The sequence below is a fragment of the Rhizobium sp. NFR07 genome, from assembly GCF_900111905.1.
Classification (GTDB): domain Bacteria; phylum Pseudomonadota; class Alphaproteobacteria; order Rhizobiales; family Rhizobiaceae; genus Neorhizobium.
In genome coordinates this window covers 1-14,461 of sequence record NZ_FOKM01000006.1, presented here as the reverse complement: position 1 = coordinate 14,461, position 14,461 = coordinate 1, and the positions used below count along the sequence as shown (strand labels likewise).

Genomic DNA, 14,461 nt, shown 5'->3' with positions numbered 1-14,461 from the left:
TGCGATTATCGTACAAATTTCGAATATTGCGCAAAGGCCTTGCCGCGATGGCGGCATGGATCTAGCCCTTTTACCCGATCGATCGGCCCGGAGGAGGGCAGGGGAGGGTGATGCGCATCATCTTTGAGGTGAGGGCGGATCGCAGCAACGGGTTGGAGGAAACATGAAGGCCGTCGCGAAACTGCGCCCGGAAAACGGCGCGATGGCGCTCATCGACATGGAACAGCCGGTCGCCGGCCCCGGCGAAGCGCTGGTGAAGATCACTGCCGGCGGCATATGCGGCACCGACGTGGCGATCTGGAAATGGCACGAGGCCGTGGTGGGGCAATATGCCCCGAACTTTCCGCTCGTCGTCGGGCATGAATTTGCCGGGACGGTGATATCGGCCGGCCCGCAATGCCGGGCCGTCGAGGGCGACACGGTTGCGATCAATCCGCAGATTGCCTGCGGGCGCTGCGAATATTGCGGACTGGGGCGACCGACGCTCTGCGTCGACCGCCGCCTCATGGGTGGGCGGATCAATGGCGGCTGGACGGAATACGTCACCGTGCCGGAGCAGAATCTCCATCCGCTTCCGAAGGGGCTGGATTCGGCGGTCGCGCCGCTGCTCGAGCCTCTTTCGGTCGCCACCCACGCAGTAAGCGAGCGGGTGCCGGTGCGGCCGGGCGACGTGGTGGCCGTCATCGGTGCAGGTCCCATCGGGTTGCTTGTCGCGATCCTCGCCAAGGCCGCCGGCGCGTCGGCGGTCGTCCTGACTGGCATCGGCGCCGACAAGGGGCGGCTGGAACTGGCCGCAAGTCTCGGGTTCATTCCGGTCAATGTGGAGGAGGCAGATGCCGCGCGCGTCGTGAAGGCCATTCAATGGGATGGCGCTGATGTCGTTTACGAAACGAGCGGCAATGCTTCGGTTTTCGACCAGGCGGTCGGTCTATCCCGCCGCACCGGGCGCATCGGTCTCATCGGCCTTTGCCACGGTGCGACGACGTTCAAAAGCACGCCGATCGTGCTGCGTGAACTCGAAGTCATCGGCTCGCGCGGCTATAACGAGACGACCTGGAGCCTGATGATGCGCCAGCTTCCCGCGGTGGCGGGCGACGTCCTGAAGCTCGTCACCCACGAAGTCGAACTGAAGGATTTCGAACAGGCGCTCGGGCTGGTGGAACGGCGCGAAGGCATGAAGATCATCCTGAGGCCCTAGCGAACTCGAAAGCAGGATGTGGGGTGGCGCCTCCTGTCAGGACAGGATGCCCATCAGATCCCGGCTGACCTGAAGGAGTGGTGGGAGATAGGCCTCGATGACATCCGTCATCGGTTCCGGCGAGGCCGCAAGACCGGTGTTCAGGGCTGCAATGACCACGCCGCGCGCATTTTTGACCGGCACGGCGACGGATCGCAGGCCAAGTTCGACCTCCTGGTCAACCGCGGCATAACCCTGAGCCCGGACACGCGCGAGTTCCGCCATGACCGCATCCATGTCGCTGAGCGTATGCACGGTTCTGGCCTGGAGAGGATGACTTTGAAGAATGTCGCGTGCCTGGTTTTCGGCAAGCGCGGCCAGCATGACACGCCCCATGGATGTGCAGTAGGCCGGGAGGCGCGATCCGGGCATGAGGGCAATCGACATCACCTTGCGCTGCGCCGCGCGCGCCACATAGACGATTTCGGCACCATCGAGAATGGCAACCGACGTGCTCTGGCCGATCCGTTCGGAAAGCTGGTCGAGCCAGGGCTGGACGATGCGAGGCAGCGGCATGGAGGCAAGGCATCCGGTGCCGAGCCGCAGCACGCGCGGTGTAACCGTGAAGAACTTGCCGTCATAGGCGCAGTATCCGTGCTCTGCGAGCGTCAGCAGGCAGCGACGGGTCGTTGCCCGGTCGAGGCCAGCGATCTCGGCCGCCTCCGAAATGCTCAGCCGCGGCGTTTCGGCCGTAAAGGCTTCGATCACACGCAGGCCCTTGGCCAGACCACCCATCATGTCGTTTTGCTTGATGACCAAGGTAGAACTCCATCTTGTGCGGTATTGCAACAAACAGATCATATCGCACAAAGTCATTGAGGTCGAGCGCCAGCGGCGTTAGACCTCTCGCCAGAGGCTCCGAGAAAATATGGAGCCAGTCAGATCCAAATGCCTGGGAGGTCGCGGATGGACAAGACGAGCCACAGCCTTGCGGAGGCGGTGTCCGATATCGGCGACGGGGCGACGATCATGATCGGAGGTTTCGGCGGATCCGGTGCCCCGATCGAACTCATCCATGCCCTGATCGACAAGGGGCCGAGAGAACTGACCGTCATCAACAACAATGCCGGCAACGGCCGCATCGGGATCGCGGCAATGATAGACGCCGGCATGATCCGCAAGATGATCTGCTCATTTCCGAAATCGTCCGATCCGCGTGCATTCACAGACAGGTATCTGGCAGGCGAGATCGAGCTGGAACTGGTTCCCCAGGGAACGCTTGCCGAGCGCATTCGTGCCGGCGGTGCGGGCATCCCGGCCTTCTACACGCCGACTGCCTACGGCACGGAGCTCGCCGAGGGCAAGCCGACCGGAGAGTTCGACGGAAGGCATTATGTGCAGGAGCGCTGGCTGAAGGCGGATTTCGCCATCGTCAAGGCCCATCTCGGCGACCGGCACGGCAACCTGACCTACAACAAGGCGGCTCGCAACTTCAATCCGCTGATGTGCATGGCCGCCGCCAGGACGATCGTTCAGGTCTCGCAGATCGTGCAGCCGGGCGAGATCGACCCCGAACATGTCGTGACGCCCGGCATCTTTGTCGATCGCCTCGTTGAGGTGGCGAAGCCGAGCCAGGAAGAAGAGCTCATTCGAGCCGGAGCGACCTACGCATGACCATCATTGCCCGCGAAGACATCAAGCTCAGCAATGCCCAGATCGCTTGGCGTGCCGCCCAGGACATCGTCGACGGCGCCTATGTCAATCTCGGCATCGGCTTCCCTGAAATGGTCGCCCGCTATCAGCCGCCCGGGCGCGAGGCGATCTTCCACACGGAAAACGGCATCCTTAATTTTGGCGAGGCGCCGCGACCGGGCGAGGAGGATTGGGATCTCATCAATGCCGGCAAGAAAGCGGTCACGCTGAAACCGGGTGCAGCCTTCTTCCACCACGCAGACAGCTTTGCCATGGTGCGCGGCGGCCATCTGGATGTCGCGATCCTCGGTGCCCTGCAGGTTGCGCAGAGCGGTGATCTCGCCAACTGGCGGGTCGGTTCGAAGGGCGTTCCCGCCGTTGGTGGCGCCATGGATCTCGTGCATGGCGCCAAGCAGGTCTTCGTCATCACCGAACACGTGACCAAGAACGGCGAGCCGAAGCTGGTGGAGACATGCACGTTTCCGCTGACCGGCGTCGCATGCGTCACCCGCATCTATACCAGCCATGCCGTCATCGACATCGTCGACGGGAACTTCGTACTGCGCGAGAAGCTCGCCGCCATGAGCATCGACGAGCTGCAGGCCATGACGGGTGCCCCTCTCCATGTCGGCGAACCGGTAGCCGATCTCGTCGTCCCGCAATTGTAAGGAGCGCAGCCATGGCCGAGGCCTTCATCTGTGACTACATCCGTACACCCATCGGCCGCTTCGGCGGCTCGCTGTCTTCCGTCAGGGCCGACGATCTCGGTGCCGTGCCGCTCAAGGCGCTTGTCGAACGGAACGCTGGTGTCGATTGGGAGGCGGTCGGCGACGTGATCTACGGCTGCGCCAATCAGGCGGGCGAAGACAATCGGAATGTCGCGCGCATGTCCCTCCTCCTGGCCGGCCTTCCGGTTTCCGTCGCGGGTGCGACCATCAACCGCCTCTGCGGATCCGGCATGGATGCCGTCATCACGGTAGCCCGTGCAATCAAATCGGGCGAGGCCGAGTTGATGATCGCGGGCGGGGTTGAAAGCATGAGCCGTGCGCCCTTCGTCATGCCCAAGGCAGAAACCGCCTTTTCTCGTCATGCCGAAATCCACGACACGACGATCGGCTGGCGCTTCGTCAATCCGTTGATGAAGAAGCAGTACGGCGTCGATTCCATGCCGGAAACGGGCGAGAACGTTGCCGAGGACTACGAGGTCTCCCGCGAGGACCAGGACGCCTTCGCTCTCCGCAGCCAGGCGAAAGCCGCAGCGGCCCAAGAGAACGGCCGCCTGGCGCGGGAAATCACCCCGGTCGTCATTCCCCAGCGCAAGGGTGATGCCATCACCGTGTTGAAGGACGAGCACCCTCGGGCAACCACGATCGAGGCGCTTGCCAAGCTTGGTACTCCTTTCAAGAAGGAGGGCGGGACGGTGACCGCCGGCAATGCCTCCGGCGTCAACGACGGTGCTGCCGCCCTCATCATCGCGTCGGAAGCGGCCGCCAGAAAATACGGCCTGACACCCATTGCCCGTATCATGGGCGGTGCGACCGCCGGCGTGCCGCCGCGCGTCATGGGCATCGGCCCGGCTCCCGCGTCCCAGAAGCTGATGGCCATGCTTGGCCTGACGCAGGATCGTTTCGACGTGATCGAACTCAACGAGGCCTTTGCATCGCAGGGCTTGGCGACGTTGCGCCAACTCGGCATCGCCGACGACGATCCGCGGGTCAATCCGAACGGCGGCGCGATCGCGCTCGGGCATCCGCTTGGAATGTCGGGAGCCCGTATCGCTGGAACGGCGGCGTTGCAATTGGCTTTCGGCGAGGGCCGCTACGCACTTGCGACCATGTGTGTGGGAGTTGGGCAGGGTATCTCTGTAGCACTTGAACGGGCGTGAGAGCCTATCGGATCGAGCATTTGGCCTATTTGACCTTCGCGCGAGCAAGCGGAGGGAGCTTCTGATCCGCTCGGATCACGGTTGCAAGTTTGTATCCCAAAGACTCTTGGGGGCGATGCATCGCCCCCAGAGTCACTCATGATCCAGCTTGCTCAAGTGCTGACGCTTGCGGGCTTGCGGTTGCGCAAAAGCCCGAGAACCAAAGGCACGACAAGGGCAAGAACAGAGATCGTAATCAGCGTCGCCGAGATCGGTCGCGTGTAGAAAACCGACAAGTCGCCCTGGCTGATCGTCATTGCGCGTCGGAATTGCTGCTCGGCGAACGGGCCGAGGATCATGCCGATGATCACGGGGCTTGTCGGGAAATCATAGCGGCGCATGAAGAAGCCTACGATTCCGATCGCGTAAAGCAGAGCCAGGTCGAAGACGGACTGGCTGATGCCGTATGTGCCGATCGTCGCAAAGAGGAGGATGCCGGCGTAAAGATATGGCGTCGGAATTTTCAGGACCTGGACCCAAAGACCGACGAGTGGCAGATTGAGAACGAGGAGCAGGATGTTGCCGATATAGAGGCTGGCAATCAGGCCCCAGACGAGGTCGGGCTGCGAGACGAGGAGTTGCGGGCCCGGATTGATGCCGTAGGACTGGAATGCCGACAGCATGATCGCGGCCGTCGCAGACGTGGGCAGGCCCAATGTCAGAAGCGGGACGAAGACGCCAGCGGCGCTGGCATTGTTGGCGGCTTCCGGCCCCGCCACGCCCTCGATTGCACCCTTGCCGAATTCTTCCTGATGTTTCGAAAGCTTCTTTTCGGTGAAATAGGACAGGAATGTCGGGATCTCAGCCCCGCCTGCAGGCATGGCGCCGATCGGAAAACCGATGAAAGCGCCGCGCAGCCACGGCTTCCAGGACCGGGCCCAATCCTGCTTGGTCATCCAGAGGGACCCCTTGATCGGAATGATCTCGTCCTTGCCTGCCCGGTAGCGTGATGCGAGATGCAAGGTTTCTCCAACTGCGAACAGGCCCACACAGATGATGACGACATCGATCCCGTCGAGAAGCGCCATCTGTCCGAATGCAAAGCGCGCCTGGCCGGTTTGCAAATCGACCCCGACCAGCCCGATCAGAAGGCCGAGCACCAGCGCGGTCAGGCCGCGGACCATGGACGAACCCAGCACCGCCGATACCGTCACAAAGGCAAGCAGCATCAGTGCGAAATAGTCTGCGGGGGCAAAGGTCAGGGCGAATTTGACAATGATGGGCGCCAGTAGCGTTATGCCGACGACACCGAGCGTTCCGGCCACGAAGGAACCGATCGCAGCGGTTGCCAGCGCCGGACCACCCCGGCCTCTCTTCGCCATCTGATGGCCTTCGAGTGCAGTGACGATCGTCGCGCTTTCGCCCGGCGTATTGATGAGGATGGATGTGGTCGATCCTCCGAACATCGCACCGAAATAGATGCCCGCAAACAGGATGAACGCCGCGGTCGGCTCCACCTGAAACGTGATGGGTAGCAGCATCGCGATTGTCAGCGCCGGTCCGAGCCCAGGCAGGACGCCCACGAAGGTGCCGAGCGTGACGCCAATCAGGCCCCACATGAGATTGACAGGGGTGAGCGCAACGGCAAATCCGTTCGCCAGTGAAACGAAGGAGTCCATCAGAAAAGATCCTCAATGAGCCCGCTTCCCATGCGCAGGTCGAGCACACGCGCGAAGCCGAAATATGCCAGAAGGGCGAGAACGAAGCCGACGATCGCGGCAAGCCACAGCCTTCTGCTGCCGAACGCCTTTGCAACCAGGACAAACATGGCGGTCGACGCGATGATGAAGCCCACATAGGCGATCAGAACGAGATTGATCGCCAGGCCCGCGATAACCCACAGCATGGGGGCTAGATCGGGTTTCTGTGCCTCCTCATCATTGACCTCGCATGACCAGCTGCCCGCGAACGCATCACGAAACAGGAATGCGCCGAGGCCGATCAGGGCTGCTCCGACCGTATAAGGGAAGATCGTTGGACCTACTTTTGCATAGGTCGGCGGAACCGCGATCTGCGTGGTCATGTAGACCACGCCGACCCCGAGGGCGATGACGCAAAGCGCCACCGCCAGAAGTTCGATGTTACGTGCCGTGCTCATCAGTCCGACCTCAAGCGAGACCGAGATCCTTGAGGATGCCCGCGATACGTTGCGTGTCTTCCTCAAGATATTTGGCAAACTCGTCGCCTGCCAGGAAGAGCCTTGTCCACGAGCGGGTTTTCAGTTCGGATTGCCATTTCTCGGAAGCATCCATCTTGGTGACGAGATCGACCAGATTGGTCTTCTGCTCGTCCGAGAGGTCCGGGCCGCCAAAGACGGCGCGCCAGTTGAGAAGCTCGACGTCGAGACCCTGTTCCTTGATCGTCGGTGCATCGATGCCCTCGACGCGCTCGGGAGCGGAAATGCCGAGCACACGCAGGTTGCCCGCGGCCACCTGCTCTGAGAATTCGCCCCAACCGGATACGCCACACGTCACCTGGTTGCCGAGGAGGGCAGCCATGGCTTCGCCACCGCCCGCAAAGGCGACATAGGATACCTTGATCGGATCGACACCTGCAGCCTTGGCAACCAGACCTGCGAGAATGTGGTCGCTGCCGCCGGCCGAACCACCTGCCCATGACACGGCACCGACGTCCTTCTTCAGCGCGTCGACGAGGTCGGTCATGGACTTGAGAGGAGATGCCGCCGGAACGACGATCGTCAGGTATTCTCCCGTCAGCCGGGCGATCGGCGTCACCGCCGTCAGATCGACCGGCGACTTGTTGCTGATGATCGCACCGATCATCACCATGCCGCCGGTCATCAGCGCGTTGCCGTCACCCTTGTGCTGGTTGATGAACTGAGGCAAGCCGATCGTGCCGCCGGCCCCGCCGACATTGGTGATGCGCGAGTTGCCGATGAGCTTGGCATCACGCATCACCGCGTCCATGACGCGCGCGGTTTGATCCCATCCGCCACCAGGCGCGGCGGGTACGAAAATTTCAAGACGCTTGACGGTCTGCGCGTCTGCGAAACGCGGCAACGCGCTCATCACTGTCGCTATGCCGGCGGATGCCAAAAATTGACGACGGTTCATGATTCACTCCTCCCAAGTGCAGGCATAATTGCCCGGTTCCTCTGTCTGTGTATCGGCTCTCCCGCCTCGTTCATTCCGTGCAAAGTCGAGACGGAAGCCGATTGCGGCGCCTCGAAAATCTAGGCCAGCTTTCGGACTGTGCCGGATGCCGACGGAGTTTGCTCACCCGCAACAGCTCCATCGGTTACAAGGCGATCGATATCCGCCTGCTCATATCCAAGCTCCCGAAGGATCTCGTCGCTATGTTCCCCGCAGCGTGGAATGTTCAGCCGAAGTCCGAGGCGTTCCCCGTTGAAGTCGATCGGCAGGGTTGGGACCCTTGTCGCCGTTCCGTTCGGTAACACCACATCGACTGTCCCGCCGGGCTGGCTCACATGCGGGTCATCGAACAGATCCTGAGGTTTAGCGATCGGCGCAAACGGCAGGCCGATCTCCTCGCAGCGGGCAAGCGCGTCCTTCAAAGTCAGTGCCGAGAAGATCGCCCTGATGTCCGGCATGAACACGTCTCGATGCAGCACGCGGTTGGAATTTGTCTGGAGATCGGGGTTGGACAGGAATTTCTCGAGGCCGAAGGATTTGCAGAAGGCTGCCCACTGGGTGTCGCTCACGACGCCGACGAAGATCTGCTCACCGTCGCCCGTGTCGAACAGGTCGTAGACCGCCCATGCTGAAATCCGCTCGGGGAGGGGGGCGGCCGCTTTGCCCGTGACGGCCATCTGCAGCATGTGCTGGGCGACGAGGAAGACATTGTTCTCGAACAATGCACTGCGGACGAGCTGGCCTTTGCCTGTCTTCGATCGTTCCTGCAGAGAGGCAAGAATAGCGATCGCTGCAAACATTCCGCCCATCACGTCGTTCACGGATGCGCCGGCGCGCAAGGGCCGTCCGGTCGGACCCGTCATATAGGCCAAGCCGCCCATCATCTGGACAACTTCGTCCAGTGCCGCCCGATGCTCATAGGGGCCCGAGAGAAATCCTTTCAGGGAGCAGTAGACGAGAGATGAATTGCGCGCGCTCAGCGCTTCATATCCGAAGCCGAGCTTCTCCAATGCACCCGGTCGGAAGTTTTCTATGAGGACGTCGGCTCCATCGATGAGTTTCTGAGCGACTTCGTGACCGTCCTTCGATTTCAGGTCGACGACGAGACTGCGCTTGTTGCGGTTGAAGGTCGGAAAGAACCCGGCGCCGGAACCATTCAGCCGACGCGTGTTGTCACCATTCGGATAGGGTTCGATCTTGACGACGTCCGCTCCGAGATCGGCAAGGATCATGCCGCAGCTCGGTCCCATGATCATGTGAGAGAACTCGACCACCTTCACGCCAGTCAAAGGAAGGGCCGAGTTGTCTCGAAACGTCTGGGTCAAGGCATTCTCCATATTCTGCTAGACAGAAATTAGTTCTATTAATTTAAGAATTGAGACAAAGACCGTGTTGTGTCAAGGCAATTGCATGCTGCGGCGCACATCGGAAAGATAAGATCGTCGAAAGCTGTCGCTCGAAGCTTGAGGAACGCATCATCGTTCTCTTGTGATGTGGGCGGGGGAAATTTCAATAAAATCAGAGTAGTAAGTTCTTCAGTAATGATTGATGCCCTCGGCGAAATGCTGTAATTCTTCGCAAAACAGCTACCGAAACGCGTTTGACCTCAACTAAAATTCTGTCTAATAGAAATTAATTCTGTTGATGGGAATTTGAGGAGGTTCTTGTGAGTGCAGTGGAACGAGACGTGATCGTCAGTGAGGTTGGACCACGCGACGGATTGCAGAGCATCAAGCGCTCGATGCCCACCGAAACAAAGATCGAATGGATCAAGGGATTGGCGTCGGCCGGGCTGCCCGAAATCGAAGTCGGCTCCTTCGTGTCGCCCAAGCTGCTTCCGCAGATGGCGGACTGTGCCGAGGTCGTGGCCGCCGCGACCGAGATCCCCGGCATCACCGTGCTGGCGCTTGTGCCGAACCTTCGCGGCGCGCAGGCGGCATTCGACGCCCGGTCCCACAAGATCAACATGCCCGTCTCCGCATCGCAGGCACACAGCAAGGCAAACATCAATCGGACCGTTGAAGAAGCCGTCGAAGATGTCGCTCGCGTCCATGCTTTGCGGCAGGAGTTTTCGGCTGACTATCATCCCGGGATCGAGGTCGGGATTTCGACGGCGTTCGGGTGCACGATCGAGGGCCCGGTTTCGGAAGATTGGGTCATCCGGCTCGCCGAGATGCTGGTCGAGGCCGGTGCGGACAGCGTCGGACTTTCCGACACCACGGGCTACGGCAATCCTGCGCAGGTGAAGCGTCTGTTCAAACGACTGAAGAGCGAGATCGGGGGGAAGGCTGGCGGAGCTCACTTCCACAATACGCGTGGGCAAGGCCTCGGAAACGTCGTCGCCGCACTCGAAGTCGGTGTGACAACATTCGATTCTTCCCAGGCCGGGCTTGGAGGATGCCCCTATGCTCCTGGCGCCACCGGCAACATCGTGACGGAAGATCTCGTGTTCATGCTCGAAGCCATGGGCCTGAAAACCGGGATCGACATAGAAAAACTGATCGCCGCCCGTTCGACCATTCTTTCCGGACTGCCGGGAGAAGCTCTCTACGGCCATGTCCAGGACGCCGGATTGCCGAAGGGTTTCCGGTACGCGTGAGCCAGGGCCGGGCCGAGTTTTCAGCCTCGAGAGCGATCAACTTTCGGCTGCCCCGACCTAATAGGAAACCGCAACTTGCTATCGGCTGGGTTATCGGGCGTATGCCAGCTGTGCTCTTAGGTGCGCTTCTATTCGGCGTCATCCCTTTGAAAGGATCAGCCTCGTGACAGGGGAAACGGATTGGATCGAAGAAATCGACGATGGCTTCATCAAGCTGGTCGGGCCGGTTTTCCACAAGGTGACGACTGCAGGAGAGGGGCGGTTTCGTTTTCTTGCGGAGCCCAAGCATAAAAACCGCGCCGGCTTCGTCCAGGGCGGGATGCTGATGACGCTTGCGGATCGCGCAATGGGGAAAACGGCCCGGCAAAACAATCCGGACAGGCCTCAGGCGACTGTGCAGTTCGACATGCAGTTTCTCGAACCGGCACGGATCGGTGAGACGGTGGAAATCACCTGCACCGTGGTGAGAGAGACACGGCACCTCGTTTTCATGCGAGGCGAACTGTTCGTCGAAGATCGCCACATCGCAAGTGCGCACGGCGTCTGGAAAATAATCGCGGGAAGCTGATATCCATGCAGCGGTGGCGGACTTGCCGCTGCCGTCGCGCTTCGAATGCAGTATAGGGGTTCCATGCGCGTAGCGGGAAGGCCGTAAGCGTTCCAGAATTGCAATACCTCAGGCGGAGACGTTGAATGGCAGGCCAGAAAGAACAGCGCGTTGAGGCGGTGGAGCGTGCGCTGACCATCCTGGACGCGTTCGGCGACAACGACCCCCGGCTGACCCTGAACGAACTCGCGCAAAAGACGGGTTTCTACCCGAGCACTATCCTGCGCCTCGCCGCATCCCTTGAGCGCTTTGGATATCTCAATCGCGAGCCGGACGGTCGATTTCGTCTTGGTTCTTCGCTCTACCGGCTTGGAAATCAGTATCAGAGGGCATTCAACCTCGCCGATTACGTGCGCCCGGTCTTGCGCGAGCTGGTCGAGGAGACACAGGAGACTGCCGCGTTCTACATCAAGGATGGCGACCGACGGATTTGTCTCTACCGGCACCATGCCGAACGAATGTTCCGGCACTATCTGGAAGAGGGAGCTTCCCTGACCCTCGACAAGGGAGCGACGGCCCGCATCCTGATGGCGTTTTCGGGGGAGCCTGGCCTCTTTTATGACGACATTCGTCAAAAGGGCTATTACATTTCCCTCGGAGAACGCGATCCGGATACGGGAGCGATCGGCGTCCCTGTTTTCGGCGTTGGAAACGCGTTGATTGGCGCTCTCGGCTTGACGGTTCAGATGCCGCGCTTCACGCCCGAGGCGCAGAAATCTCAACTCGATGTGTTGAAGAGTTCGGCCGGTGAACTATCCCGCAAGCTGGGCGCCCATTCTTTCGGCGGGTCGAAGTCTCGTTAGTTCGAGAGACTTGCGGACGCACGGTCTCGCGGCGGTGGACGATGGGCGCACCCGGTCCACTTGAAGCGATCTAAGATGATCTCGGCGTCCAGCCCATACAGGGCGCCGAGTTTTCGAACGATAGGGTCAACGGTTCAGGGCTATCGATCGCACGATCCAACCATGCAGCCCGACACGTGAGGGCGGTTCGAAATTAAGCATTTCTATCCGGAAGGGTTGCATCTGGCGCATGGCTGGCTTGCGATGGATCTACTAACCTTCATTCGGGATTATTGTATAACTGGCTCCAACGAAGCGATGCACCTCCTCCCGCAGGACTTCGGATTTCAGGCGACCCACTCCTCCTCCCGAGGGAAGCCTGATGGAGCAGCGACACTCCTCCTCCCAGTCGCTGTTCAATTTTTTCAAAGAGCCTGCCGCACCTCCTCCCGCGGCAGGCTTTTTTGTTTCCGTTTATCCGCTGAAATCGAGCTGTGGCTGGTTGCTGTCGTCGCCGGTATCATTCGTCAGCGATGACAGTGTCACCCCAAGCAGACGGACCGGCCGCCTGAAGGGATGAACGGTTGCGAGCAACTCGGACGCAGCTTCAAGCACATGGCTGCAATCGGCGAAGGGCAGGGATGTTGTCTTGCTGCGCGTCGCCTGGGTGAAGTCGGAATATTTGATCTTCACGGTGACGGTCTTGGCCGAGAGGCCCTTCGCCTCGCAGTGGCTCCAGACCTTTTCGACCAACGGTTTCAATTCACGGGTTGCCAGATCGAGATCATCGATGTCCAGGGCGAACGTATCTTCGGCCCCGACTGATTTTCGCACCCTGTCGGGCCGGACCTGGCGATTGTCGATGCCGCGGGCAATGCCATGGAAATAAGGTCCGGACTTTCCGAAATGCCGGGTTAGAAACTGCAGAGATTGTTCCTTCAGATCAGCGCCGGTCTCGATCCCGAGCCGCTGCATCTTGTCTGCGGTGGCTGGCCCGACACCATGGAATTTCCGCACGGCAAGGCCCTCGACGAAGGCAGGCCCATTCCTTGGCGTGATAACCGCCTGGCCGTTAGGCTTGTTGAGGTCGGACGCCATCTTGGCGAGGAACTTGTTGTAGGAAATGCCGGCCGATGCGGTGAGGCCGGTCGCCGCCTTGATCTTCGCCCGGATTTCCATCGCGATCTCGGTGGCGATCGGCATGCCCTTCAGGTTTTCGGTGACATCGAGATAGGCCTCGTCGAGAGACAGGGGCTCAATGAGGGACGTGTATTCGGCAAAGACCTCGCGGATCTGCTGGGACACGGCGCGATAGACGTCAAAGCGCGGTTTCACGAAGATCAGGTCGGGGCATTTGCGTGCAGCCGTCACCGACGGCATGGCGGAGCGCACGCCATACGCTCGCGCTTCATAGCTCGCTGCTGCCACGACGCCGCGGGCGGCGGCCCCGCCGACAGCCACCGGCTTGCCACGCAGCTCGGGATTGTCCCGCTGCTCGACAGAGGCATAGAACGCATCCATGTCCACATGGATGATCTTGCGGACCTCTCGTATATCGCTCATTGCCGCTCTGCAGATATGCCGCCAGGGACGCGTCCTGCGACGCCGAAACAAAAGAAGAACATATCAGCAGAGCTTTCTGGCGGCAACTCTCGACCGGGCCTCTGATCCGACCGATAACCGGCGCGGGCTCGGGACGCCAGGTTTCCGCTGGACTACGAATATCCGCATATTTTAACGACCTCGGCCGAAGTTCAGGCGAAACCCCTCGGGGCAGGGGGCTTCTACCGCGATAGTCCCTGTTGGGAGATGCCGGTATGCCGAACCCGGGCAATCAGAAAAGGGGCATTCCAGCGAGAAAAGAAAAATATATATCAAATTCAATGACATGTCGGTTTTTTGGTTCTCCTGCATTTTTCCCCATTGACGTTGCGACGGCCCCGGCCTTATAAGCCCACTCACTGACGAGGGCGGCGGCGCTGCTGGCGACGAAGTTCTTGTCGATAAAATCTCTGACAGATTGGCTGATGCTGATTGGGACCGGTTTAACGGTTGGTCTCTTGGGATTGATGACGTTTCGGCTTTTAATGAGGCTGTTGAGCGTCTGTTTTTTGACAATTGAATATGGAAGAAAGAGAAACGTGGTCGGCGGGTTTTCGCGGACGGTTTCAGGGCTTTAGGGTTTTGGAACGGTCTGTTTAGAAGACAAAATGACGGTCACGTTTTGAAGTGAGAACGATGGAAACGGCGTAGAGATACGCTGGTGTACATATAAAAATGTTCTCGTCGATTCAGAACATAGTGATCAGTCATGATTGAATTCTCAACTTGAGAGTTTGATCCTGGCTCAGAACGAACGCTGGCGGCAGGCTTAACACATGCAAGTCGAGCGCCCCGCAAGGGGAGCGGCAGACGGGTGAGTAACACGTGGGAATCTACCCATCCCTACGGAACAACTCCGGGAAACTGGAGCTAATACCGTATACGCCCTTTGGGGGAAAGATTTATCGGGGATGGATGAGCCCGCGTTGGATTAGCTAGTTGGTGGGGTAAAGGCCTACCAAGGC

General features: G+C 60.0%; 13 protein-coding genes and 1 rRNA gene. 8 read left to right on the top strand and 6 right to left on the bottom strand.

The annotated features are described in order from the left end of the window. Positions 1 to 163 precede the first annotated feature (163 nt). A complete protein-coding gene (locus tag BM216_RS13845; protein WP_092999786.1) occupies positions 164 to 1,198 on the top strand; it encodes a zinc-dependent alcohol dehydrogenase in 1,035 nt (344 codons plus the stop codon). A gap of 36 nt (positions 1,199 to 1,234) precedes the next feature. Here BM216_RS13845 and BM216_RS13840 read toward each other — a convergent pair whose 3' ends face one another. Next, positions 1,235 to 1,996: an IclR family transcriptional regulator domain-containing protein gene (locus BM216_RS13840; RefSeq protein ID WP_092999785.1), complete on the bottom strand. Its 762-nt coding sequence runs from the start codon at positions 1,994 to 1,996 to the stop codon at positions 1,235 to 1,237. A gap of 147 nt (positions 1,997 to 2,143) precedes the next feature. Here BM216_RS13840 and BM216_RS13835 point away from each other — a divergent pair, with 147 nt between their 5' ends. From BM216_RS13835 to pcaF, 3 genes are read left to right on the top strand one after another with little or no spacing between them, the layout of a single operon-like run. Continuing rightward, on the top strand, positions 2,144 to 2,851 hold the full coding sequence (locus BM216_RS13835; protein WP_092999784.1) for a 3-oxoacid CoA-transferase subunit A: 708 nt from the start codon (positions 2,144 to 2,146) through the stop codon (positions 2,849 to 2,851). Then, complete coding sequence (locus BM216_RS13830; RefSeq protein WP_092999783.1) at positions 2,848 to 3,537, top strand: CoA transferase subunit B; 690 nt, start codon at positions 2,848 to 2,850, stop codon at positions 3,535 to 3,537. The genes BM216_RS13835 and BM216_RS13830 overlap by 4 nt, the downstream gene beginning before the upstream one ends. An 11-nt stretch (positions 3,538 to 3,548) precedes the next feature. Further along, the gene (gene pcaF, locus BM216_RS13825; protein ID WP_092999782.1) at positions 3,549 to 4,754 is read left to right on the top strand and encodes a 3-oxoadipyl-CoA thiolase; all 1,206 of its coding nucleotides are present in this window, start codon (positions 3,549 to 3,551) and stop codon (positions 4,752 to 4,754) included. Positions 4,755 to 4,906: 152 nt separating this feature from the next. Here pcaF and BM216_RS13820 read toward each other — a convergent pair whose 3' ends face one another. The 4 genes from BM216_RS13820 to BM216_RS13805 form a co-directional block, all read right to left on the bottom strand. Then, the gene (locus tag BM216_RS13820) at positions 4,907 to 6,412 is read right to left on the bottom strand and encodes a tripartite tricarboxylate transporter permease (protein ID WP_092999781.1); all 1,506 of its coding nucleotides are present in this window, start codon (positions 6,410 to 6,412) and stop codon (positions 4,907 to 4,909) included. Beyond that, the gene (locus tag BM216_RS13815) at positions 6,412 to 6,891 is read right to left on the bottom strand and encodes a tripartite tricarboxylate transporter TctB family protein (RefSeq protein ID WP_092999780.1); all 480 of its coding nucleotides are present in this window, start codon (positions 6,889 to 6,891) and stop codon (positions 6,412 to 6,414) included. Before BM216_RS13815 ends, BM216_RS13820 begins: the two co-directional genes overlap by 1 nt. 10 nt (positions 6,892 to 6,901) lie before the next feature. Continuing rightward, positions 6,902 to 7,870, bottom strand: coding sequence for a Bug family tripartite tricarboxylate transporter substrate binding protein (locus BM216_RS13810; RefSeq protein ID WP_092999779.1), 969 nt, complete (start codon positions 7,868 to 7,870; stop codon positions 6,902 to 6,904). A gap of 116 nt (positions 7,871 to 7,986) precedes the next feature. Then, positions 7,987 to 9,231, bottom strand: coding sequence for a CaiB/BaiF CoA transferase family protein (locus tag BM216_RS13805; protein WP_244530174.1), 1,245 nt, complete (start codon positions 9,229 to 9,231; stop codon positions 7,987 to 7,989). A 341-nt stretch (positions 9,232 to 9,572) separates the two neighbouring features. On the opposite strand from BM216_RS13805, the gene BM216_RS13800 reads away from it, so the two are divergent. From BM216_RS13800 to BM216_RS13790, 3 genes are all read left to right on the top strand, one after another. Continuing rightward, positions 9,573 to 10,505, top strand: a complete 933-nt coding sequence (locus BM216_RS13800) for a hydroxymethylglutaryl-CoA lyase (protein WP_092999777.1) — start codon at positions 9,573 to 9,575, stop codon at positions 10,503 to 10,505. 163 nt (positions 10,506 to 10,668) lie between these two features. Beyond that, a complete protein-coding gene (locus BM216_RS13795) occupies positions 10,669 to 11,073 on the top strand; it encodes a PaaI family thioesterase (protein WP_244530173.1) in 405 nt (134 codons plus the stop codon). A gap of 125 nt (positions 11,074 to 11,198) precedes the next feature. Further along, positions 11,199 to 11,915, top strand: a complete 717-nt coding sequence (locus BM216_RS13790; protein WP_092999775.1) for an IclR family transcriptional regulator — start codon at positions 11,199 to 11,201, stop codon at positions 11,913 to 11,915. Positions 11,916 to 12,368: 453 nt separating this feature from the next. Here BM216_RS13790 and dinB read toward each other — a convergent pair whose 3' ends face one another. Next, a complete protein-coding gene (dinB, locus tag BM216_RS13785; protein ID WP_092999774.1) occupies positions 12,369 to 13,457 on the bottom strand; it encodes a DNA polymerase IV in 1,089 nt (362 codons plus the stop codon). Between the two features lie 761 nt (positions 13,458 to 14,218). On the opposite strand from dinB, the gene BM216_RS13780 reads away from it, so the two are divergent. Next, a 16S ribosomal RNA gene (locus BM216_RS13780) occupies positions 14,219 to 14,461 on the top strand; the annotation flags it as partial.